The 20852-nt window shown below is 73.8% G+C and carries 24 protein-coding genes and 1 pseudogene; 13 read left to right on the top strand and 12 right to left on the bottom strand.

The window, feature by feature from the left end:
* The first annotated feature begins 671 nt into the window (after positions 1 to 671).
* The gene (locus AB0B41_RS23155) at positions 672 to 1247 is read left to right on the top strand and encodes a class I SAM-dependent methyltransferase (protein WP_358206586.1); all 576 of its coding nucleotides are present in this window, start codon (positions 672 to 674) and stop codon (positions 1245 to 1247) included.
* Here AB0B41_RS23155 and AB0B41_RS23150 read toward each other — a convergent pair.
* From AB0B41_RS23150 to AB0B41_RS23130, 5 genes are all read right to left on the bottom strand, one after another.
* Positions 1214 to 2800 (bottom strand): NAD(P)/FAD-dependent oxidoreductase, encoded by a 1587-nt coding sequence (locus tag AB0B41_RS23150; RefSeq protein WP_358206584.1) that lies wholly within the window; start codon positions 2798 to 2800, stop codon positions 1214 to 1216. The two genes, AB0B41_RS23155 and AB0B41_RS23150, sit on opposite strands and share 34 nt — an antisense overlap.
* 92 nt (positions 2801 to 2892) lie before the next feature.
* Entirely contained in the window at positions 2893 to 3678 is a 786-nt protein-coding gene (locus tag AB0B41_RS23145) for a methyltransferase domain-containing protein (protein WP_358206582.1), read from the bottom strand.
* Entirely contained in the window at positions 3679 to 3921 is a 243-nt protein-coding gene (locus AB0B41_RS23140; protein WP_358206579.1) for a DUF3253 domain-containing protein, read from the bottom strand.
* Positions 3922 to 3961: 40 nt separating this feature from the next.
* A complete protein-coding gene (locus AB0B41_RS23135; RefSeq protein WP_358206577.1) occupies positions 3962 to 4813 on the bottom strand; it encodes a shikimate dehydrogenase in 852 nt (283 codons plus the stop codon).
* A gap of 4 nt (positions 4814 to 4817) precedes the next feature.
* Positions 4818 to 5120, bottom strand: a complete 303-nt coding sequence (locus tag AB0B41_RS23130) for an MSMEG_0570 family nitrogen starvation response protein (protein ID WP_358206575.1) — start codon at positions 5118 to 5120, stop codon at positions 4818 to 4820.
* Positions 5121 to 5264: 144 nt separating this feature from the next.
* Here AB0B41_RS23130 and AB0B41_RS23125 point away from each other — a divergent pair, with 144 nt between their 5' ends.
* The 4 genes and pseudogenes from AB0B41_RS23125 (at position 5265) to AB0B41_RS23110 (ending at position 8146) form a co-directional block, all read left to right on the top strand.
* Complete coding sequence (locus tag AB0B41_RS23125; RefSeq protein ID WP_358206572.1) at positions 5265 to 5750, top strand: hypothetical protein; 486 nt, start codon at positions 5265 to 5267, stop codon at positions 5748 to 5750.
* A gap of 23 nt (positions 5751 to 5773) precedes the next feature.
* The gene (locus AB0B41_RS23120; RefSeq protein WP_358206570.1) at positions 5774 to 6514 is read left to right on the top strand and encodes an SDR family NAD(P)-dependent oxidoreductase; all 741 of its coding nucleotides are present in this window, start codon (positions 5774 to 5776) and stop codon (positions 6512 to 6514) included.
* A 73-nt stretch (positions 6515 to 6587) separates the two neighbouring features.
* A pseudogene (locus AB0B41_RS23115) lies at positions 6588 to 7004 on the top strand (alcohol dehydrogenase catalytic domain-containing protein); the annotation flags it as partial.
* A gap of 26 nt (positions 7005 to 7030) precedes the next feature.
* Positions 7031 to 8146, top strand: coding sequence for an NDMA-dependent alcohol dehydrogenase (locus AB0B41_RS23110; RefSeq protein ID WP_358206568.1), 1116 nt, complete (start codon positions 7031 to 7033; stop codon positions 8144 to 8146).
* A gap of 6 nt (positions 8147 to 8152) precedes the next feature.
* Here AB0B41_RS23110 and AB0B41_RS23105 read toward each other — a convergent pair whose 3' ends face one another.
* Positions 8153 to 9079 carry an NAD(+)/NADH kinase gene (locus tag AB0B41_RS23105; RefSeq protein ID WP_358206565.1) on the bottom strand — a complete coding sequence of 309 codons (927 nt, stop codon included), beginning with the start codon at positions 9077 to 9079 and terminating at the stop codon, positions 8153 to 8155.
* Between the two features lie 47 nt (positions 9080 to 9126).
* Between AB0B41_RS23105 and AB0B41_RS23100 the strand changes: the two genes are divergently transcribed.
* Positions 9127 to 10218 carry a dipeptidase gene (locus AB0B41_RS23100; RefSeq protein WP_358206563.1) on the top strand — a complete coding sequence of 364 codons (1092 nt, stop codon included), beginning with the start codon at positions 9127 to 9129 and terminating at the stop codon, positions 10216 to 10218.
* A gap of 11 nt (positions 10219 to 10229) precedes the next feature.
* Here the strand turns inward: AB0B41_RS23100 and AB0B41_RS23095 are convergent, their stop codons facing one another.
* From AB0B41_RS23095 to tatA, 3 genes are all read right to left on the bottom strand, one after another.
* Entirely contained in the window at positions 10230 to 10715 is a 486-nt protein-coding gene (locus AB0B41_RS23095) for a DUF309 domain-containing protein (protein ID WP_358206610.1), read from the bottom strand.
* 66 nt (positions 10716 to 10781) lie between these two features.
* A complete protein-coding gene (locus AB0B41_RS23090; protein ID WP_358206561.1) occupies positions 10782 to 11684 on the bottom strand; it encodes a TIGR03854 family LLM class F420-dependent oxidoreductase in 903 nt (300 codons plus the stop codon).
* A gap of 58 nt (positions 11685 to 11742) precedes the next feature.
* Positions 11743 to 11964 (bottom strand): Sec-independent protein translocase subunit TatA, encoded by a 222-nt coding sequence (gene tatA / locus AB0B41_RS23085; protein WP_358206559.1) that lies wholly within the window; start codon positions 11962 to 11964, stop codon positions 11743 to 11745.
* Positions 11965 to 12156: 192 nt separating this feature from the next.
* Here tatA and AB0B41_RS23080 point away from each other — a divergent pair, with 192 nt between their 5' ends.
* Positions 12157 to 14403, top strand: coding sequence for a transglycosylase domain-containing protein (locus AB0B41_RS23080; RefSeq protein ID WP_358206557.1), 2247 nt, complete (start codon positions 12157 to 12159; stop codon positions 14401 to 14403).
* 12 nt (positions 14404 to 14415) lie between these two features.
* On the opposite strand, the gene AB0B41_RS23075 is transcribed toward AB0B41_RS23080, so the two are convergent.
* Entirely contained in the window at positions 14416 to 15609 is a 1194-nt protein-coding gene (locus AB0B41_RS23075; RefSeq protein ID WP_358206555.1) for an aminotransferase class I/II-fold pyridoxal phosphate-dependent enzyme, read from the bottom strand.
* Between the two features lie 28 nt (positions 15610 to 15637).
* Positions 15638 to 16240 carry a TIGR03086 family metal-binding protein gene (locus AB0B41_RS23070; RefSeq protein ID WP_358206553.1) on the bottom strand — a complete coding sequence of 201 codons (603 nt, stop codon included), beginning with the start codon at positions 16238 to 16240 and terminating at the stop codon, positions 15638 to 15640.
* Between the two features lie 156 nt (positions 16241 to 16396).
* Here AB0B41_RS23070 and AB0B41_RS23065 point away from each other — a divergent pair, with 156 nt between their 5' ends.
* Positions 16397 to 16738 carry a DUF3817 domain-containing protein gene (locus AB0B41_RS23065; RefSeq protein ID WP_358206551.1) on the top strand — a complete coding sequence of 114 codons (342 nt, stop codon included), beginning with the start codon at positions 16397 to 16399 and terminating at the stop codon, positions 16736 to 16738.
* Positions 16739 to 16795: 57 nt separating this feature from the next.
* Here the strand turns inward: AB0B41_RS23065 and AB0B41_RS23060 are convergent, their stop codons facing one another.
* Complete coding sequence (locus AB0B41_RS23060; RefSeq protein WP_358206549.1) at positions 16796 to 17299, bottom strand: hypothetical protein; 504 nt, start codon at positions 17297 to 17299, stop codon at positions 16796 to 16798.
* A gap of 308 nt (positions 17300 to 17607) precedes the next feature.
* Between AB0B41_RS23060 and infC the strand changes: the two genes are divergently transcribed.
* The 5 genes from infC to pheS all read left to right on the top strand — a co-directional run bounded on the left by infC (position 17608) and on the right by pheS (position 20852).
* Positions 17608 to 18198 carry a translation initiation factor IF-3 gene (gene infC / locus AB0B41_RS23055; protein ID WP_037051974.1) on the top strand — a complete coding sequence of 197 codons (591 nt, stop codon included), beginning with the start codon at positions 17608 to 17610 and terminating at the stop codon, positions 18196 to 18198.
* A 96-nt stretch (positions 18199 to 18294) separates the two neighbouring features.
* Positions 18295 to 18489 carry a 50S ribosomal protein L35 gene (rpmI, locus tag AB0B41_RS23050; RefSeq protein ID WP_037051975.1) on the top strand — a complete coding sequence of 65 codons (195 nt, stop codon included), beginning with the start codon at positions 18295 to 18297 and terminating at the stop codon, positions 18487 to 18489.
* A 105-nt stretch (positions 18490 to 18594) separates the two neighbouring features.
* Positions 18595 to 18981 (top strand): 50S ribosomal protein L20, encoded by a 387-nt coding sequence (gene rplT, locus AB0B41_RS23045; protein ID WP_358206547.1) that lies wholly within the window; start codon positions 18595 to 18597, stop codon positions 18979 to 18981.
* Between the two features lie 8 nt (positions 18982 to 18989).
* Positions 18990 to 19808, top strand: a complete 819-nt coding sequence (locus tag AB0B41_RS23040; protein ID WP_358206545.1) for an RNA methyltransferase — start codon at positions 18990 to 18992, stop codon at positions 19806 to 19808.
* Positions 19809 to 19817: 9 nt separating this feature from the next.
* The gene (gene pheS / locus AB0B41_RS23035) at positions 19818 to 20852 is read left to right on the top strand and encodes a phenylalanine--tRNA ligase subunit alpha (protein WP_358206543.1); all 1035 of its coding nucleotides are present in this window, start codon (positions 19818 to 19820) and stop codon (positions 20850 to 20852) included.

The following is a 20852-nucleotide window of genomic DNA, read 5'->3' as shown; positions in this document are numbered from 1 at the left end:
GACCCGCACGACCTGGTCGACGCGCCCACCCGGGCCCTCGACCTCGCGGTGCAGGCGGTCGGCGGCGCGGCCGCGGGGGACGACTCCGCGCTGGCCCGCGGCCTGGGTGCGCTCGTCCACGCCGACGACGTCCGGCTCCGGCCCACCGAGCCCCCGCACCACCCGCACGTCCTGTCCGTGCCGGCGCCCAACGGCGGCTGGCTGGTCGCGCTGCGCGACTGGGCGCCGTTCACGGTCACCGAACGGGCCCGCGCGGTGGCGTTCCTGCGCGCGGCGGACCTCGAGCCGGTCCGGTCGCGGTGGGAGATCGTGCTGCTCTCCGGCGACGAGCTGGTCGCCGAGCCCGCCACCGGCGACGAGGTGGGCGCCGTCGAGGACCTGCTCTGCGCCTGCCTCGCCGCCCTGGGGCCGGCGGAGAGCTACACCGCCAGCTGGACCGACCGCGAGCTGCGCGACCTGCTCGTCACGCCCCGGGGGCCTGCCCTCGTGGTGCGCGACGAGGCGGGCGCGCTCGTCGGGCTCGGTGCCGTGCTGGAGGGGTCGGCACCGGGTGCGGACGGGGAGCTGGTCCTGCTCGTGCACCCGGACTACCGCGGGATGCGGCTCGGGCGGTGGCTGCGCAAACGCCTCGCCGCGCGCGCCGTCGTGTGAGCGCGTCCTAGGCTGGGGGTGTGCCGCTCCCCGAGAACTGGTCGCAGTGGAAGGACACGGTCGAGGTCGGCCGTTACGACGCGCGCTGGGACGCCCTCGCCGCCGCCGGGAGGAACATCCACGGCGAGGCCGACCTCGTCGCCGCGTACTCCCCGGCCTCGGTGCTCGACGGCGGCTGCGGCACCGGGCGCGTCGGCATCGAGCTGGCCCGCCGCGGGATCGCCGTGGTCGGCGTCGACCCCGACCCGGACATGATCGCCGCCGCGACGGCCAAGGCGCCGCAGCTGCGCTGGATCCGCAGCGGCCTGGAGGACCTGGACATCACCGACAGGTTCGACGTCGTGGTGCTGGCCGGGAACGTGATCCCCTACGCGCGGGAGCGGGCCGGGGTCGTCGCCGGCAGCGCCCGGCACCTCGCGCCGGGCGGCCGGCTGATCGCCGGGTTCAGCCTGCAGGTGGGCTGGCCCGGCCTCGACGAGTACGACGCCTGGTGCACCGCCGCCGGGCTCGCCGCCGAGGACCGCTTCGCGACCTGGGACCGCGAGCCCTACACCGGCGGCGGCTACGCGGTCTCGGTCAGCCGGAAGCCCTCGTAACCCCTGGCGGCGACGTCGTCGCAGATCTGCCGGTAGGGGCCCACCCCGCCGACGTACGGCAGCAGGACCCTGGGCTTGCCCGGCACGTTCGCGCCCAGGTACCACGAGTTCGCGTGGTGCATCAGGGTCTGCGCGCCGGCCTCGGCGACGTGGGCGGTCCACCGTTCCTGCGCCTGCTCGTCCGCCTCGATGGTGCGGCCGGCCAGCGTGGCGAGGCAGTCGGTGATCCAGTCGACGTGCTGCTCGATCGACACGAGCATGTTGGACAACACCGACGGGCTCCCCGGCCCGGTGATGGTGAACAGGTTCGGGAACCCGGCGATGCCCAGGCCCAGGTAGGTGCTCGGGCCCTCGGCCCACGCGTCGCGCAGCCGCACGCCGTCCCGGCCGCGGACGTCGACGGCCAGCAGCGCGCCCGTCATCGCGTCGAACCCGGTGGCGAGGACCAGGTCGTCGACCTCGACGAACTCGTCGGTGGTCCGCACGCCGGTCGGCTCGACCGCGACGATCGGCGTCTTCCGCAGGTCGACGAGCCGGACGTGCGGGAGGTTGTAGGTCTCGAAGTAGCCGGTGTCGAGGCAGGGGCGCTTGGTGCCGAAGGGGTGGTCCTTCGGGCCGAGCGCGTCGGCCGTCTCCGGGTCCGCGACGATCCCGCGGATCCGGCCGCGGATGTACTCGGCGACGGTGTCGTTGGCCTCCAGGGTGAGGCCGAGGTCGCCGAAGGACTGCCGGAACGACCCGAGCCCGCCCCGCTCCCAGGCCTCGTCGAACGCCGCGGTGCGCTCCTCGGGCGTCACGGACAGGGCCGAGACCTCGGACGGCGTGCCGAGCAGGCCGGCGAGCGACTCGCGGGCCAGCTTCCGGTAGGTGGGGTACTCCGCCTTGCGGGCGTCCTGGGCGGCGGTGTCGAGCGGGGCGTTGCGCGCGGGGACGACGTAGTTCGCGGTGCGCTGGTAGACGGTCAGCTCGGCGGCCTGCGCGGCGATGACGGGGATGGACTGCACGCCGGAGGACCCGGTGCCGATCACCGCGACCCGCCGGCCGGTGAAGTCGACGTCCTCGTGCGGCCAGCGCGAGGTGAAGTACGTCGGGCCGGCGAAGCTCTCGACGCCGGGCAGGTCGGGCTCCTTGGGCACGGACAGGCAGCCCGTGGCGAAGACGCAGTAGGTGGCGGTCAGCTCCTCGCCGCCGTCCGTCCGGATCTCCCAACGGTCGTCGCGCCAGGTGGCGTGCGTGACCCGGGTGTCGAAGGTGATGTCGCGGCGCAGGTCGAAGCGGTCGGCGACGTGCTCGGCGTACCGCAGGATCTCCGGCTGGGCGGGGTAGCGCTCGGTCCACTCCCATTCCTGCTCCAGATCGGAGGAGAAGGAGAACGAGTACTCGAGGCTCTCGACGTCGCAGCGCGCGCCGGGATACCGGTTCCAGTACCAGGTGCCGCCGACGCCGCTGCCGGCCTCGAACACCCGCGCGCGCAGGCCCAGCCCGCGCACCCGGTGCAGCTGGTACAGACCGGCGAACCCGGCCCCCACGACGACGACGTCGATGTCGGCCATCAGCACTCCCTCGTGTCGGCGGTCACCCCAGCATGCAGGATTCCGCCGCGAAAGGCTGAGCGTTCGTTCAGGAGGAATCGCCGAACGGTCGTTCAGGCGCGCGCCAGGATCTCGCCGTGGGGGACGAGGAACCAGCCGTCCGCGCTCGCGGCCCAGGCCCGCCAGCCCGTGGCCATGTCCTCCAGGTCGGTGCGGGTGGCGAGGCCGCGCTCGACCGCCTGGGTGGCGATCGACGACGACACGATCCGCTCCGCCCACAGCCCGCCCCACCAGGCGCGGGTCTCCGGCGTGGCGTAGCACCACACCGAGGCGGACGGGGTGATGTCGGTGAACCCGGCGGCGCGGGCCCAGGCGAGGAGGCGGCGGCCGGCGTCGGGCTCGGCGCCGTTGCCGTGCGCGACGGCGCGGTAGAGGGCGAGCCAGGCCGCGAGCCGCTCGTCGTGCGGGAACCACGTGAAGGCCGCGTAGTCCGCGTCCCGGGCGGCGACGACCCCGCCGGGCCGGGCGACCCGGCGCATCTCGCGCAGCGCGGCGACCGGGTCGGAGAGGTGCTGCAGGACCTGGTGGGCGTGGACGACGTCGTAGGAGTCGTCGGGATCGGCGAGGCCGTAGACGTCGTCGACGGCGAACTCGACGGTGTCGCCGAGCGCGCGGGCCTCGACCAGCGGCTCCTCGACGACGTCGATCCCACGGACCCGGCCCGGCGCGACGCGCGCCGCCAGGTCGTGGGTGATGGTGCCGGGCCCGCAGCCGACGTCGAGCACGTCCAGACCGGGCCGGAGCAGCGGCGCGAGGTACGCGGCCGAGTTCTCGACGGTCCGGTTGCGGTGCGAGCGCAGGACCGAGTCATGGTGGCCGTGGGTGTAGGTGTCGCTCACTCAGTGGACCCTACGGATCCGGATCGGTCCGCGGGCCGTGTCCGGGTCGACGACCTCGCCCTTCTGCGTGATCTCCACCTGCCCGGCCGCGACGAGGCGGCGGGCCGCGGCGCGGGCCGGTTCCATCAGGTCGCGCCAGTCCGTGGGGGAGACCCGGCGGGCGGCGTCGGACGGGCAGATGGTGCCGGACCGGGCGGCGAGCAGCTCCTCGATCGCCGCCTCGAGCTCGCTGTCGACGCTCATCGACCCACCTCCCGGGGCGCGTCATGGATCCATACTGCGCTCAGGAGCGGGCCAACACCGCCTCGTCGAGCGCGGTCCGCATCGCCTCCACCGGGCCCGGGCGGCCGGTCATCAGCTCGACCTGCGCGACCGCCTGGTGCAGCAGCATGTCCAGCCCGCTCGCGACCCGACAGCCCGCGGCCGCCGCACCGGCGCCGAGGGCCGTCGGCCAGGGGGCGTAGATCACGTCGAGCACCACGGTGGCGGGATTCCAGCGCAGTCCGCCGAACTCGTCGGCGGCCCCGGCGGGCAGGGTCGAGACGACGACGTCCGCCTCGGTCAGCAGCCCCGACGCGGCGGCGAGGTCGGCGGTCGACCCGCTCAGCAGGGCCCGGATCTCGGGCTGGACCTCGAGGCGTTCGGCGGCGGCGGTCAGCTCGCCGGCGCGGCCGGCCTCCCGGACCAGGACGACCGGGTCCTTCGTGCCCAGTTCGCGCAGCGCTGCGAGCGCGGCCTGGGCCGTGCCGCCCGCGCCCAGCACGACGGCCCGCTCGACCACGCCGACGCCCGCCGCCTGCAGCGCGCGGACGATCCCGGCCACGTCCGTGTTGTCCGCCAGCCGTCCCTCGGGGCGCAGGACCAGGGTGTTCGCGGCGCCGGTGGCGGCGGCCAGCGGGCTGACCCGGTTCGCGACCTCCAGGGCGACACGCTTGAGCGGCATCGTCAGGGAGAGCCCGGCCCAGGTGTCGTCGAGCCCGTCGACGAACGCCGGGAGCCCGGCCTCGTCGACCTCGTGCGCGGTGTAGGACCAGCCGGCGAGGCCGAGCGCGTCGTAGGCCGCGCGGTGCAGCACCGGGGACAGCGAGTGGCGGATGGGGGAGCCGAGCACCGCGGCCCGTCGTTCGCCGGTCACCGGGTCAGTATGGTCCAGCGCCCGCCTGGCGCCGGAACGCCTCCAGCGTGACGTGCTCGTCGGCGGCGAACCGGGCCGCGGCCTGCTCGATGCCCGCCATGGTCGCGACGGACTGGGCGCAGCCGAAGCCGTACTTCTGCCGGACGCGCTGGTCGGCGATCCGCATGCAGGTCCGGCTGGTGTCGACGAAGTCGCCCACCGGATACGTGTGACCTGCGCGGAAGTACTCCTCGACGATCAGCGACGGGGAGTAGAAGGACTGCGTGGAGCCGTCCGGCCAGCGGACGTCGAAGAGCACCTCGGGCACGGCCCGACGGTAGGTGGGCCGTGTTTCGCAGGTGTTGCGCCGCGCTGTGTACCTCATCGTGATGAAACGGCTGCGTTGGTGCTCATGGCCCAACCGCGGGCGCGATGGGCAGGGTGTTCCGGCACTGCTCCCGAAGGGACCCCGATGACCACCACCCAGCCCGAGCGCCAGGCCTGCGGGGCCGGCGTCCTGCCCGACGAGGTCGTGCGCGGCGAGGTGGCCGAGGACCCGACGATCGCGATCCCCGTGGTGCCGCGGCAGTACGTGCCGGTCCCGCCGCCGCATCCGCGGCCGATCGCCGACCCGTACGGCCCGCCCGCCGGCCTCGACGACGGCTACTACGGCTACGGCGGCTTCAGCTCCGGCTCGGTCTGCAGCGGCGACGGCGGCTACTCCGACATCCACGCCGGCACCGGCGTGACCATCGCGAACGCCGCGGGCGCCGTGATCGCCACCGGCTCGCTGTCGTCCGGCCGCGCGAGCAGCTCGACCACCTGCGACTTCACCTTCACCGTGCCCGACGTCCCGGCCGGCGAGGACTTCTACCAGGTCGAGGTCTCGCACCGCGGCACGCTGACCTACACCGCCGACGAGCTGCGCGCGGGACTCGGCCTCTCCCTCGGCGACTGACCGCCCCTGCGAGACTCCCGCCCATGACCGGGACGCTGCTGGTGCTGGGTGGGCGGAGCGAGATCGGGGTCGCGGTGGCGCGGCGGCTGGCGGGGCGCGAGGCGTCGACCGTGGTCCTCGCCGCCCGCCGCAGCGACGATCTCGACGCCGAGGAGAAGGCGGTCCGGGAGCACGGGGCGGAGGTCGAGCGCGTCGAGTTCGACGCCGACGACCTCGCCACCCACCGCCCCCTGCTCGACGACGTGGCCGCGCGGCACGGGGGGATCGACCTCGCCGTCGTCGCCTTCGGGCTGCTCGGCGACCAGGCGCGCGCCGAGGCCGACCCGGCGCACGCGGTGCAGGTCGTGCACACCGACTACGTGGCGCACGTGCAGGTCCTCACCGAGCTCGCGCAGGTCATGCGAGCGCGGGGGCGCGGCACGATCGTCGTGTTCTCGTCCGTCGCGGGGGCGCGCGTCCGCCGCGCGAACTACGTCTACGGCAGCGCGAAGGCCGGGCTCGACGGGTTCGCCTCCGGCCTCGCCGACGCGTTGCACGGGTCGGGGGTCCGCCTCGTCCTGGTGCGGCCGGGGTTCGTGATCGGCCGGATGACCGAGGGCATGCGGCCGGCGCCGTTCTCCAGCACACCGGACCAGGTCGCCGAGGCCACGGTCGCCGCGCTCCGGGCCGGGCGGGACGAGGTGTGGGTGCCCCGGGTGCTGCAGCCGATCTTCGCCCTGCTCCGGCACGCGCCGCGCGCACTCTGGCGCCGCATGCCCCGCTGAGGGCGGGCCCGGGCAGCTCCGTTTCGCCCCCGACCTCGGCGGCAGGGCGTGGTGATCGCCCGGCCGCAACCAGAAGGGCATCCAGGAGGGCGACCACGTCGTCTTCTCGTTCCTGCCCTCGTGCGGGCACTGCCGTTACTTCGCCAACGGCATGCAGAACCTCTGCGACCTCGGTGCCGGCAACCTCGCCGGGCCGCGCTGGACGGATACCTCCAGTTACGTCCTGCAGATGCCCGACGGCACGCCGGTCGGGCAGATGGCGGGCATCTCGACCTTCGTCGAGCTGACCACGGTGTCCGTCGACTCCGCGGTCAAGATCGACGACGACATCCCGCTGGACAAGGCCTGCCTCACGGGGTGCGGGGTGGGCACGGGCTGGGGCTCGGCCGTCAACGCCGCGAACGTTCCTCACTCGCGTGACGCCGGACCACCCGGCCCTTCCCCTTTGGTGACCCCGGTCATAGGGTCGGGTGCGCATCTCCCCATGTGACGACGGTGTCCCAGGAGGAACACGAAGTGCAGACCCGCGGAGCAGTGATTCGGCAGGCGCCGGGCAAGTACGAGGTCGTGGACCTCGAGCTCGACGACCCCCAGAACGGCGAGATCCAGGTCCAGATGGTGGCGTCCGGCATGTGCCACTCCGACGACCACGTGGCCACCGGCGACATCCCGGTCGGCGTGTACCCGTTCGCCGGCGGGCACGAGGGCGCCGGCATCGTGACCAAGGTCGGCCCGGGCACGCGGGGCTACAAGGAGGGCGACCACGTCGTCTTCTCGTTCCTGCCCGGCTGCGGCCGCTGCCGCTGGTGCGCGACCGGCCAGCAGAACCTGTGCGACCTCGGGTCGACCCTGCTGCAGGGGTCGCGCTGGGACGACCCGGAGAGCTTCCGGCTCCACCTCGAAGGCCAGCCCGTCGGCCAGATGTGCGGCATCTCGACCTTCTGCGAGACCACCACGGTCGCGATCGACTCGGCCGTCGTGGTGCCGGACGACATCCCGCTCGACAAGGCCTGCCTCGTCGGCTGCGGCGTCGGCACCGGGTGGGGTTCGGCGGTCAACTCGGCCGAGGTCAAGCCGGGCGACACCGTGATCGTGATGGGCATCGGCGGCATCGGCATCAACGCCGTGCAGGGCGCCCGGCACGCCGGCGCGTCGAACATCATCGCGGTGGACCCGGTGGCCTTCAAGCGCGAGAAGGCGCAGGAGCTGGGCGCCACGCACGCGGTCGACTCGATGGAGGAGGCCAGCGAGCTCGCCAAGCAGTTCACCAACGGCCAGGGCGCCGACTCGGCGATCGTGACCGTCGGCGTGACCAAGCCCGAGCACGTCGCGCAGGCCTTCGCCTCGATCCGCAAGGCCGGCACCGCGGTCGTGACCGGCCTCGGCGACATCTCGGAGGTCGGGCTGCCGATCGCGATCTCCGAGCTGACCCTGTTCCAGAAGCGCCTGCAGGGCGCGCTGTTCGGTGCCTCGGCGCCGAGCTTCGGCATCCTGCGCCAGCTGGAGATGTACCAGCAGGGGCACCTCAAGCTCGACGAGCTGATCACGAAGACCTACTCGCTCGACCAGATCCAGCAGGGCTACCAGGACATGCACGACGGCAAGAACATCCGCGGCGTCATCGTCTACTAGGACGGCCTAGCCGCTGCGGGCCTCCAGCCGTTCCCGCACCTCCCCGGGCAGCAGCTCGCGCAGCTGCTCGGGGAGGAGAGGGAGGTCCAGCAGGCTCAGCTTGACCCGGCTGCGCTGGGCGTGGACGTCCGGATCCAGCCGGACGACCCGCCCGGCCGCGGCCTGCACGGCGATCTCCACCCGGTCCCCGGGCCCGAGCTCGCCGTGCCCGATCCCGTCCGCCTCCAGGGCGAGCGCCCCGCACCGCGGGTTGAGCTCGAGCCGCAAGGTGTCCGCCTCGGACAGCACCAGCGGCCGGGAGATCCCCGACATCGGCGCCGAGGGCGTGACCACGATCCCGCCCACCGACGGCGACACCAGCGGCCCGCCGGCCGCGTAGCTGTACGCCGAGGAGCCGGCCGCCGTGGCGACGACCAGGGCGTCGCAGCGGTAGTAGCCGTACCGCAGGCCGCTCACGGCGAGGGTGGCGTCGACCGTGCCGCGCCCGGGGTACCGGGCGAGGGCCAGGTCGTTGAACGCCACCGCCCGCCGCTCGCCCGCGGTGATCCGCAGGGCGCTGTGCGGCTCCTCCACGAAGTCCCCGTCGAGCAGCCGGGTGAGCGCCGGGTCGAGCTCCGAGGGGTGCACCTCGACGAGGAAGCCCAGGTTGCCGAGGTGCACGCCGAGCACCGGGACCGGCTTGTCGGCGACCAGACGCAGGGCGCCGAGCATGGTGCCGTCGCCGCCGAGGCTCACCACGCCGTCGGCCTCCGCGGCCAGCTCGTCCGAGCCGACCGGGATCGCTCCGGGGACCCTGCCGGCGTCGAGTGCACGCACCAGCACCTCGACGCCCTGGGCGTTCGCGAGCCCGACGACGCGTTCGGCGACCTCCGTGACGTCGTTGCGCGGGTGCAGGACCAGGGCCACGCGGGCCACGCGGGGGGAGCCGTCCACGTGGCCCAGTCTGCCGGTCCGCGATCACCGGTGCACACTGCTCCGCTGTGCACGCCACCGACCTGCTCTCCGGTACCCCGCTGATCGACGGCCACAACGACCTGCCCTGGGCGCTGCGCACGCTCGGCGAGCCGGAGCCCGACCTGGCCCGCGGCGAGCCGCGGCTGCACACCGACCTGCCGCGGTTGCGCGCGGGGAAGGTGGGCGGGCAGTTCTGGTCGGTCTACGTGCCGTGCTCCTTCACCGGCGACACCGCCGTCCGCGCGGTCGTCGAGCAGGTGCACCGGCTCGCCGACACCTACCCGGCCGACCTGCGCGTGGTCACGACGGCCGACGAGGTCGAGGCCGCCTTCGCCGACGGCTGGATCGCCTCGCTGCTCGGCGCCGAGGGCGGGCACAGCATCGGCGGGTCGCTGCAGGTCCTGCGGGCGTTGCGCCGCTCCGGGGTCCGCTACCTGACCCTGACGCACAACCTGAACACCGAGTGGGCGGACGCCGCGACGGACGAGCCGGTGCACGGCGGGCTGTCGGCCTTCGGCCGCACCGTCGTCGCCGAGATGAACCGGATCGGGATGATCGTGGACCTCTCACACGTCGCCGCGACGACCATGCGCGCGGCCCTCGCGACCACCACCGCGCCCGTGCTGTTCACGCACTCGTCGGCCCGCGCGGTCACCGACCACCCCCGCAACGTGCCCGACGACGTACTGGAGTCGTTGCCGGACAACGGCGGCGTCTGCATGGTGACCTTCGTCCCGCGGTTCGTCTCGCGCGCCGTCGCGGACTGGGACGCCCGGCTCGCCGACGCGATGGCCGCGGCCGGGCAGGACCACCGCGACCTGCGGGCGCGGGAGGCGTTCGCCGCGGCGTGGGACGGGCCGCCGCCGCCCGGGGCCACGCTCGACGACGTCGTGGCCCACCTCGAGCACGTGCGCGAGGTCGCCGGGATCGACCACATCGGGATCGGCGGCGACTACGACGGCGTCGCCGAGCTGCCCGCCGGGCTGGAGGACGTGAGCGCCTACCCGCGACTGTTCGACGCACTGCTCGATCGCGGCTGGAGCGCCGCGGACTGCGGGAAGCTGGCCGGCCGCAACGCGTTGCGGGTGCTCCGGGCGGTCGACGAGGTGGCCGACTGACCAGCCCCGGATCAACCACGCAGCGGGGGACGCAGGTCCTCGGGGGTCAGGTCGTCCGTGCTGCCCGCCCGCTCGATCCGGGCGGCGAGAGCGAAGCCGTGGTCCTGCAGGCCACGCAGGTCGAGGCCCGCGGGCGGGTCGCCGACCCACCGGGCGATCCCGTCCGACGCCCGCTCGAGCAGCGAGACGGCTCCGCGGGCGTTGCCGCGCTGGGCGTGCGTGAGGCCGGCGCCGTACTGGGCGAGCGCCCGCCACAGGTCGCGGGTCTCGGGCCCGGACGACTTCCACGCCGCCTCCAGGACCTCGTGCGCCTGGAAGGGCAGCCCCTCGTCGAGCAGCCGCTGGGCCTCGGTGACCGTCTCCTCGGGGGTCAGGTCGAGATCGTCGGGCACCTGCGGGACGCCCGGGGTGCCGTAGGGGAGGGGCCGCCCGGCGGCGTCCCGGGGGCGGGCGTTGCGGGCGCGGCCCCCCTCGTCTCGATCACGGACCCGACGCACGCTCACGCGTCCGACCCTGCCACACCGGCCGCGCGCCCTCACGTCCCGGAGTTGCTGCCTCGGCGTTCATGTCTCGAGGGTGCGCAGCTCCTGGTCGAACGCGTCGAGGAAGCCCTGCCACGAGGCGACCGGCGTGGCCGGGCGCACGACGAACTTGGTCAGCCCGGCGTCGACGTACTCGCGGATCCGGTCACGCGCCTCGGCCCAGCCGTGCGCCACGATCTTCTGCGGGTCCACGTCCGGACGCCGGTCCAGCGACGCCGCGAGCGCCGCGTCGACCTGGGCGGCAGTCGCCTCGGGCGGGACGACGGCCAGGTTGGTCCCGTAGTGGTCCTCCTCGATCTCCCGGCCCGCGGCCGCGGCGGCGCGCTCGATCGTCTCCCGGCACTCGGCGGCCTCGGCGGGGGTGACGAAGCTCCCCAGCCAGCCGTCGGCGAGCCGGCCGATCCGTTCGAGCCCGACCGGCGCGCGCCCGCCGAGCCAGAGGTCGAGGCGACCGGGCGGGCGGGGGCCGATCGTCGCGTCGTCCAGGTCGAAGAACTCGCCGTGGTGCGTGACGCGCTCCTCGGCCAGCAGCCGCCGGACCACGACGAGCGCCTCCTCGAACACCGCGGCGCGCTTCCCGTCGGGCACCGGGTAGAGCTGCCGCTCCCGCGGCCGGGCGGGGCGCACGCCGAACGCGGGCAGGATCCGCTTGGGGGCCAACGCCGCCAGGGACGCGAGCTGCGCCGCGACGAGCGCGGGGTTGCGGCCGGGCAGCACCAGCACGCCCGTGCCGACCTTGAGCGAGCGCGTGCGGCCGACCGCGAAGGCCATGCCCGTCAGGGCGTCGACGGAGTCGGTGCCGACCAGGTCGGGCAGCCAGAGCGAGTCGATCCCGCGGGCCTCCAGCTCGTCGACCAGCTCCGCGAAGCCACCGTCCCCGGTTGCGGGCGTGGGCAGCGACCCGATCCCGATCCTGACCTTCACCCGGACGACGCTAGGTCGCGCCCGGGGCGGTGTCGACCGACCGTTGGGCGGGTTCTTCTCACGTCACGGTCGGGCGGGTCGCCTCCGGGGCGGGGGTTTCCCGGGTCTCCGCGACGGGCTCGGCCGGCGCGGGCGCCGGGTCCTCCGCGCGCAGCTCGGCCTTGAGGATGCGGGCCGACCGGCCCAGGCTGCGCGCGGCGTCGGGCAGCTTGCGGGCCCCGAACAGCAGCACGAACACCCCGATGACGACCAGCCAGTGCCAGACGCTCAGTTCACCCATCGCCGTCCCTCCGCCTCGTGCGACCCCCCCAGTGTGCGCCTTCGGGGAATCGCACTCCACAGCCGGGTGCGCAATTCCTCCGGCGTTCGCGGGAATTGCGTACGAATTGCCGATGATCGTCCGGAAGGGGCGTTTCGGGATGATCGTGGGCTCACCGGCGGTTCACGGTCCCTGCTGGTAGACAGTGCACCCGTGGGTCTCGCGTGGGGTGTGCGGCGGCTGGCGGTGCTGGTCGTCGTGGCCGGTGTCCTGGTCGCCGGAATGCTGTTCCCGATCGCCGGCGGAATCGGGCTCCTGGCGGGCGCGGTGAGCGATTCCGCGGTGGGCACGAACGCGGATCTGAAGGCGGGCGTGCTGCCCGCGGTGACCACGGTCGAGGACGCCACGGGCCGGCCCGTCGCGTCGCTCTACGACCAGTACCGCGTCCCGGTCGAGAGCGACCGCATCTCGCAGGCGATGAAGGCGTCGATCGTCGCGATCGAGGACCGCCGCTTCTACGAGCACGGCGGGTTCGACCCGATCGGCGCAGCCCGCGCGTTGGTCAACAACTCGAACGGCGGTGCCACCCAGGGCGCGTCGACGCTCACCGAGCAGTACGTGAAGAACTACGACCTCTACGTCGCCGCGCAGACGGACGCCGAGCGGCGGGCCGCGGTCGCGCCGAGCTACGCGCGCAAGCTCAAGGAGGCCGAGCTCGCGGTCAGCCTCGACCACGAGCTGTCGAAGGACGAGATCCTCACCCGCTACCTCAACCTCGTGTACTTCGGGCACGGCGCGTACGGGGTGCAGGCCGCGGCGCAGGCGTACTTCGGGGTCGACGCCTCGGCGCTCACCGTCCCGCAGGCCGCGCTGCTGGCGGGCATGGTGCAGAGCCCGGCCGAGTACGACCCCGTCGCGCACCCGGACGGCGCCACCGGCCGGCGCAACGTCGTAATCGAGGCGCTGCGCCAGCAGGGGTCGATCAGCCAGGAGCAGGCCTCGGAGGCCGCGACCGCGCCGCTCGGGGTGGTGCCGGAACCGTCGATCCCGGCCGAGGGCTGCATCGGCGCGGGCGACGCCGGCTACTTCTGCGACTACGTGCTCGCCTACCTCAAGCAGTCCGGCTTCCCCACGGACGACCTCTCGGGCGGCGGGTACACCATCCGGACCAGCCTCGATCCGGACGCGCTGGCCAAGACCAAGGCGGCGGTCGACGGGCAGGTGCCGCCCACCCAGCCGCACGTCGCCGACGTCATGGCCGTGGTCCGGCCCGGTGCCGACGCGCACCAGGTCGTCGCGATGGCGGCCAACCGCACCTTCGGCAACAGGCAGGGCGAGTCGAGCTACGGGCTGCCCTACGAGCCGGAGAACATGGGCGCCGGGTCGGTCTACAAGATCTTCACGGCGGCGACGGCCATGGAGCAGCACCTGATCGGCATCGACACCGTGATCCCGGTGCCGCCCAGCGGGTACACGTCGCCGATCTACAGGAACGGGGCCGGGCGGCCGATCCCGGTGGGCAACGCCGGCAACTACCGCACGGCGCTGACCCTGCAGGACGCGCTCGCCGAGTCGCCCAACACGGCGTTCGTGAAGCTGGAGGAGAGCACCGGGATCCCGCCGGTGGTGGACATGGCGGTCCGGCTGGGGCTCACGTCGCTGGCCGAGACGCCGTACAGCGGGAAGCCGGGGACGGCCTCGATCGCCGACGTCATGAAGCAGCAGAACCAGGCGTCGTTCACCCTGGGCGTCACCCCGACCAGCGCGCTGGAGCTGGCCAACGTGCAGGCCACGCTGGCCAGCCACGGCACCTGGTGCCCGCCCTCGCCGCTGCAGTCGATCACGGACCGCACCGGTGCGTCCGTCTCGGTCACGCAGGCGGCCTGCCGCCAGGCGCTCGACCCGGCGATCGCCGACACCCTGATGACGGGGCTGTCGAAGGACGACGCCGCAGGCGGCACCTCGGCCGCCGCCGCCGGGCAGATGGGGTGGAACCGGCCGCTCGCGGCGAAGACCGGGACCACGCAGGAGTACAAGTCGGCGGCGTTCGTGGGCGCGACACCGCAGCTCGCGGGCGCGGCGATCGTGTTCGACGACTCCAACTCGCCCAAGCCGATCTGCGACGGCAGCCCGCCGCGCACCTGCTCGGGCGGCAACATCTACGGCGGCAAGGCCCCCGCGCGCACCTTCTACCGCGCCTTCGGCGACATCCTCGCCGGTCAGCCGGTGGTCCCGCTCCCGCCCGCCGACCCCCGCTACCTCACCGGCACCATCCCGTCGGTCCAGGTCGCCGCCCCGCCGGCCCCCGACCAGAGCCAGGGCGAGAACGCCCCCACCGACCGCCCCGCCGACAACCGCAACCGCGGCGGCGACAACGGCGGGGACAGAGGCGGCGACAACGGCGGAAGAGGGAACGGGGGCGACAACGGCGGCGACAACGGGGGCGACAACGGCGACTGACCCGCGAGGGTGTCAGCGGGGGCCGAGGGTCTCGGTCAGGGCCCGGTCGAGGTCGGCCACCAGGTCCCGCGGGTCCTCGAGCCCCACCGAGAAGCGCAGGTGGCCCCAGCGCCGGAACTCCTCGGGGTAGGCGCCGGCGCGCTCGTCGTCGCCCGAGACGTGCACGATCAGCGACTCGTCGTGCCCGAGCGACACCGCCGACGTGATCACCCGCAGGTTCGCGACGAACCGGTTCTGCGCGTCCGCGTCGCCGCGCACCGCGAAGGCGAGCATCCCGCCGAAGCCGGTCATCGTGCGGGCGGCGAGGTCGTGCTGCGGGTGGTCGGGCAGCCCGGGGTAGGCGACGTAGGCCACCCGCGGGTCCGCGTGCAGGAACTCCGCGACGGCCTGCGCGCTCCGGCAGTGCTGGCGCATCCGCAACGGCAGGGTCACCGATCCGCGCATGATCAGCCAGGCGTTGAACGGGCTGATCGCGCCGCCGACGTTGACCATCGCGTCGGCGCGGATCCGGTCGGTGAGCGCACGGTCGCCGATCACCGCGCCGCCCATCGCGTCGCCGTGGCCGTTGAGGTACTTGGTCAGCGAGTGGACGACGAGATCGGCGCCGAGCGCCAGCGGGCGCTGCAGGACGGGGGTGGCGAAGGTCGCGTCGACGCTGAGCAGGGCGCCCGCCTCGTGCGCGATCCGCGCGACGGCCTCGACGTCCGTGATCCGCGTCGTCGGGTTGGCCGGGGTCTCGACGTGCACGAGCCGGGTCTCGGGGCGGATCGCGGCCCGCACGGCCTCCGGGTCGGACGAGTCGACGAGCGTGGCGGTGATCCCGTACTTCTCCGGCAGCAGCTCGGTGAGCAGCCGGTACACGGCCACGTACGTGACGTCCGACGACACCACGTGGTCCCCGCTGCGCAGGAACGTGAAGAACACCGCGTGCAGGGCCGCGACCCCGCTGGCCAGGGCGACGGCGTCGACGGCACCGCGCTCGCCGGCGGTCTCGAGCAGGGCGAGCTTCTCCTCGAGCCAGCCCTGGTTGGCCCCGCCGTTGCGGGTGTAGAGGGGCGTGCCGAAGTCCGACCAGCTCAGCGCGGAGGGGTCGTCCGGCAGCGCGTACGAGTTCGCCATGACGACCGGGCGGCGGATCGCGCCGGTGCCGGGGTCCACGTCGTTGCCCGCGTGGACGCTGAGGGTCTGCAGATGGGGCCGTTCCACGGCGGCATTCTCGCCGCCGCGCACGCCGCTACCCGTTGGGGGACCAGCGCGGGTCGCGGCCGGCGTAGCCCAGCACCCGGTGGAAGACCGGGGCGCCCTCGCCGACGGCCACGGCCGGGCCGAACAGGCCCTCGACAGCCTCACCCTGGGCGAACGACGAGCAGAACTCCAGGCAGGCGGCCGCGCTCGCGGCGTCGACCGAGAAGCGCTGGCGCGTGGCGCGGGCAAGGTCCCAGCCGTGCACCACGATCTCGTTGAGCGCCACCACGCCGTGCACCTGCGCCGGCAGCACGACGCCGCCCGCCTCGGTCTCGCCCTCCCACGCGGCGGGCTCGCGCCAGGCCGTGACCAGCGCGGCCAGCCGGTCCGGGAGCTCGGTGCGCCAGTCGGGATCGAGGTGCGCGGCCGACGGGACGGGCGCCCCGCCGCCCGCCGGGGTCTTGTGCGCGGCGTCGGTGAAGGCCGTCGTGAGCCCCATGAGGTGGTCGAGCAGGGTGGCCACGGTGAAGTCCGGGCACGGCGTCGGGTCGGCGAGCTGCTCGGCCCGGATCGCCGGGAGCAGCGCGGCGAGCCGGCGCGCGGCGGGGTCCAGGTCGAGCGTCGGGACGGAGCTGGCGGTCGCGGCGGTCACGGGTCCTCCTCGGTGGTCGGTCTGCTCCTACGACCGCGGTCGCGCCCGGAACTCATCGCCGGACGTGGAGTTCGACACCCGGTAGAAGTTGCCGGCGTTCCATGGGGCACCATGGACGGTGAAGCGTCGATCCGGACGAACCAGACTGGGAGTGCGATGAGCACGAGCACCGACACCGCCGCCACGGGCACCGCCGTCACCGGTATCGGCCGGCTCTTCCGCGCGGTCGCCATCGCCGAGGCCTGCTCCTGGGTGGGCCTGCTGATCGGCATGTTCTTCAAGTACGTGGTGGTGCAGGACGAGATCGGCGTGCAGATCTTCGGTCCGATCCACGGTGCCCTGTTCGTGCTCTACGTGGTCGTGACGCTGCTCGCCGCACGCCGCCTCCGCTGGAGCGCCGGCACCCTGGTGCTCGCCCTGATCTCCAGCATCCCGCCGCTCATGACGGTGTGGTTCGAGCGCCGCGCCGCCCGCCAGGGCAAGCTCCAGGCCTCCTGACCGCCGGATGTGGAGCGGATTCCGCGCTCACCGCGGGTTCCGTTCCACACCCGGTGATCATGCCGCCCGCCGGAGGGCGGCACGGAGCAGTGCGACGACGGCGTCGGGTCGGTTCACGAGGTCGTGCCAGGTGAACCGGAGCGGGGCCCACCCGTCGAGCACCAGTGCGTTCTGCTTCCGCCGGTCGGCGCGGAAACGGTCGACGTCGACGTGCCAGGCCCAGCCGTCCACCTCGACGGCGACGCGGACCAGGGGGAATGTGACGTCGACCTCGCCGGCGGGGGTCGCCAGGCCGAGCACCCACCCGGGGAAACCGCCCCCGCGGAGGAGGGCGAGGAACCGCCGCTCGGCCTCCGACTCCGCCCGGTCCGCCGCGGCGGGCTTCCACGATCTCGGCGTCGGCGGCGTCGAGATCGCGGCGTCGCAGCGAGATGCCCGGCGTCGGCCGGCGTCGGAGCCGTGCGGGCACCGTGACCTCCGCCGTCGCGGGCACCGGGCGAGCATCCCGTGCAGGTGCGCGGCGGCGGCCCCGGAGAGCGCGCCCGCCGGACCGGCCCACAAGGAAGCCTCCCGGATGCGCGCCTCGTCGCCGCGGCGATGTCCGGCGACGAGGAAGACACGTGGGCGCGGACTTCGCTCCGGGCGCGACGATCATGCGCCTCACCCCGCCCCCTCGATGACGGGGGAGAGGGGGCCGTGTACCCTGCGGAATGCGACCACCCCGTCGCGCGTTGCACCGCGCGTCAGGGCGATCAAGTGGAGCCCCGCTCCCACCCGCTCACCGCATGCAAGGTGTCCGGGTCCCGGTCGGCGGTCCGCGTCAGCGCGGGCTGCTCTGATCGACGGGTCTTTGCTTGTCGTCGCGAGACATGACGGCACAACGAGGAGACCCCATCAGCACAGAGACACGCATCAACGACCGCATCCGCGTTCCCGAGGTCCGACTCGTCGGCCCGAACGGCGAGCAGGTCGGCATCGTGCGTATCGAGGACGCCCTGCGGCTGGCGCAGGAGGCCGAGCTCGACCTCGTCGAGGTCGCGGCCCAGGCCCGCCCGCCCGTCTGCAAGCTCATGGACTACGGCAAGTTCAAGTACGAGAGCGCGCAGAAGGCCCGGGAGTCCCGGCGGAACCAGCAGCTCACGGTGATCAAGGAGCAGAAGCTCCGGCCGAAGATCGACACCCACGACTACGAGACCAAGAAGCGCAACGTCGTGCGCTTCCTCGAGGGTGGGAACAAGGTCAAGGTCACCATCATGTTCCGCGGTCGTGAGCAGAGCCGGCCCGAGCTGGGCTACCGGCTGCTGCAGCGGCTCGCCGAGGACGTGCAGGAGCTCGGGACCGTCGAGGCCGCCCCGAAGCAGGACGGCCGCAACATGACGATGGTGCTCGCTCCGACCAAGAAGCCGGCCAAGCGCCCGGCGGCCCAGCAGGCCCCGGCCGAGGCCGAGCCCCAGGCCTGAGTCTGAAGCAAGCGGCACGAACCTCCCGGCCCCGTGCGGGAGGTCCCCCACGGTGCGCCCCGCGAGGGGCGCACCGCGACACCGAACGGATCAGTCATGCCCAAGAACAAGACGCACAAGGGAACGGCCAAGCGGGTCAAGGTGACCGGCAGCGGCAAGCTCCTGCGCCAGCAGACCGGCCTGCGCCACCGCCTCGAGGTCAAGTCGAGCAAGGAGACCCGGGACCTCTCCGGCGTCGTCCCGGTGAACAAGGCCGACGTCAAGCGCGTCAAGAAGCTGCTCGGCCGCTGAGCGGAGCTCGCGTGGCGAACACCTGCGCGAGCCTCGCCGCACCCACCCGCTGAACCGGCCTGCCCAGCCCCCCCGGGCCGGCCACCCGAGAGACAGGACAGACCCATGGCACGCGTGAAGCGCGCGGTGAACGCCCAGAAGAAGCGCCGGACGATCCTCGAGGCGTCCGCCGGCTACCGCGGTCAGCGGTCGCGGCTCTACCGCAAGGCCAAGGAGCAGCAGCTCCACTCGCTGACCTACGCCTACCGGGACCGTCGCGCCAAGAAGGGCGACTTCCGGCAGCTGTGGATCACCCGCATCAACGCCGCGGCCCGCGCCAACGGCATGACCTACAACCGCTTCGTCCAGGGCCTCAAGGCCGCGGGCGTCGAGGTCGACCGCAAGAACCTGTCGGAGCTCGCGATCAGCGACCCGACCGCGTTCGCCGCCCTGGTCGAGGTCGCCAAGGCCAACGTCCCGGCCCAGGCGCCGCAGAACGAGAGCGCCGCCTGACCGAGCACATGCTCGGGACGGAACGCACGCCGCGCGTCGTGGCAGCCCGCAAGCTGCTGCGGCGCGCGGGCCGTGAGAAGGCCGGGCGCTTCCTCGTCGAGGGTGCCCAGGCCGTGCGTGAGGCCGTCACCGGCGAGGTCCGGGTGCACGAGCTGTTCGCGACCCCGCTCGCCGTGGAGCGCAACGCCGACATCGTCGGCATCGCCGAGGGCCAGGGCATCCCGGTGACCGTGGTGAGCGACCGGGTCGCCGAGGTCCTCTCCGAGACGGTCACCCCGCAGGGCCTCGTGGCCGTCTGCGACCTGATCGACGTCCCCGTCGCTACGGCGCTCGACGGCTCCCCGCACCTCGTCGCGGTCCTCGCCGGTGTGTCCGAGCCCGGCAACGCCGGCACCGTCCTGCGCGCCGCCGACGCGGCGGGCGCCGACGCGGTGCTGCTGGCCGGGGACAGCGTGGACCCGCACAACGGCAAGGCCGTGCGCGCGTCCACCGGCAGCGTCTTCCACCTGCCCGTCGCCCGGGACCGGGACACCCCCCGCGTGCTCGACGCGTGCCGCGCCGCCGGGCTGACCCTGCTCGCGGCCGACGGGCACGGCGAGCTGGATCTGCACGCCCCGGAGGCCGGGGAGGTCCTCGGCGGCCGGGTGGCATGGATATTCGGTGGCGAGGCACACGGCGTCCCGGAGACCGTGCTGGCGGCGGCCGACCACCGCGTCCGGGTCCCGCTCTACGGCCGCGCCGAGAGCCTCAACCTGGCCGCCGCCGCAGCGGTCTGCCTGTACGCGAGCGCCGCGCACCGGCGTTCTAGGATCACCGACCGTGCATGAGGGAACCCGATGACCGAGAACCTGCTCGACGCCGCGTCGCTCGACGCCGCCGTCAAGGCCGCGGTCGAGGCGTTCGACGCCGCCGGTGACCTCGACGCCCTGGCCGCGGCCAAGCCCGCGCACCTCGGCGACAGGGCCCCGGTGCTGCTGGCCCGGCGCTCCCTCGGCAGCCTGCCCGGCCCCGAGCGGGCCGACGCCGGCAAGCGCGTCAACGCCGCCCGCCAGGAGGTCCAGGCCGCGTTCGACGCCCGCCGCAAGGTCCTCCTCGCCGAGCGGGACGCCCGCGTGCTGGCCGAGGAGTCCGTCGACGTCACCCTGCCCTGGGACCGGCGGCCCCGCGGCGCCCGGCACCCGATCACGCAGATCGCCGAACGGATCGCGGACGTGTTCGTCGCGATGGGCTACGAGGTCGCGGAGGGTCCCGAGGTGGAGTCCTCCTGGCTGAACTTCGACGCGCTGAACTTCGGCAAGGACCACCCGGCGCGCACCATGCAGGACACGTTCTACCTCGGCGAGGGACAGGACTCCGGCACGGTGCTGCGCACGCACACGTCGCCGGTGCAGGTCCGGGCCCTGCTGGAGCGCGAGCTGCCGGTGTACGTGGTCTGTCCCGGGCGGACCTTCCGCACGGACGAGCTCGACGCCACCCACACGCCCGTCTTCCACCAGGTCGAGGGCCTGGCGGTGGACAAGGGCATCACGATGGCGCACCTCAAGGGCACGCTCGACGCCTTTGCCCGCGCCATGTTCGGGGCGGAGTCGACCACTCGCCTGCGGCCGAGCTTCTTCCCCTTCACCGAGCCGTCGGCCGAGGTCGACGTCTGGTTCCCGGAGAAGAAGGGCGGCGCCGGCTGGGTCGAGTGGGGCGGCTGCGGCATGGTCAATCCCAACGTGCTGCGCGCCTGCGGCGTCGACCCGGAGGTCTACTCCGGCTTCGCCTTCGGCATGGGCCTGGAGCGCACCCTGCAGTTCCGCAACGGCCTGCCCGACATGCGGGACATGGTCGAGGGCGACGTCCGGTTCAGCCGCGCGTTCGGTATCTGA

Source organism: Pseudonocardia sp. NPDC049154, assembly GCF_040648315.1.
GTDB lineage: Bacteria > Actinomycetota > Actinomycetes > Mycobacteriales > Pseudonocardiaceae > Pseudonocardia.
The sequence above is the reverse complement of the archived record's forward strand: the minus strand, read 5'-3'. Positions and strand labels throughout refer to the sequence as shown.

What these genes read in the sequence shown, in the direction of transcription:
- AB0B41_RS23150 (WP_358206584.1), bottom strand. Translation starts at nt 2,800, where the DNA reads ATGGCCGACATCGACGTCGTCGTCGTGGGGGCCGGGTTCGCCGGTCTG.
- AB0B41_RS23140 (WP_358206579.1), bottom strand. Translation starts at nt 3,921, where the DNA reads ATGAGCGTCGACAGCGAGCTCGAGGCGGCGATCGAGGAGCTGCTCGCC.
- AB0B41_RS23125 (WP_358206572.1), top strand. Translation starts at nt 5,265, where the DNA reads ATGACCACCACCCAGCCCGAGCGCCAGGCCTGCGGGGCCGGCGTCCTG.
- AB0B41_RS23120 (WP_358206570.1), top strand. Translation starts at nt 5,774, where the DNA reads ATGACCGGGACGCTGCTGGTGCTGGGTGGGCGGAGCGAGATCGGGGTC.
- tatA (WP_358206559.1), bottom strand. Translation starts at nt 11,964, where the DNA reads ATGGGTGAACTGAGCGTCTGGCACTGGCTGGTCGTCATCGGGGTGTTC.
- AB0B41_RS23065 (WP_358206551.1), top strand. Translation starts at nt 16,397, where the DNA reads ATGAGCACGAGCACCGACACCGCCGCCACGGGCACCGCCGTCACCGGT.
- infC (WP_037051974.1), top strand. Translation starts at nt 17,608, where the DNA reads ATGACGGCACAACGAGGAGACCCCATCAGCACAGAGACACGCATCAAC.
- rpmI (WP_037051975.1), top strand. Translation starts at nt 18,295, where the DNA reads ATGCCCAAGAACAAGACGCACAAGGGAACGGCCAAGCGGGTCAAGGTG.
- rplT (WP_358206547.1), top strand. Translation starts at nt 18,595, where the DNA reads ATGGCACGCGTGAAGCGCGCGGTGAACGCCCAGAAGAAGCGCCGGACG.
- AB0B41_RS23040 (WP_358206545.1), top strand. Translation starts at nt 18,990, where the DNA reads ATGCTCGGGACGGAACGCACGCCGCGCGTCGTGGCAGCCCGCAAGCTG.
- pheS (WP_358206543.1), top strand. Translation starts at nt 19,818, where the DNA reads ATGACCGAGAACCTGCTCGACGCCGCGTCGCTCGACGCCGCCGTCAAG.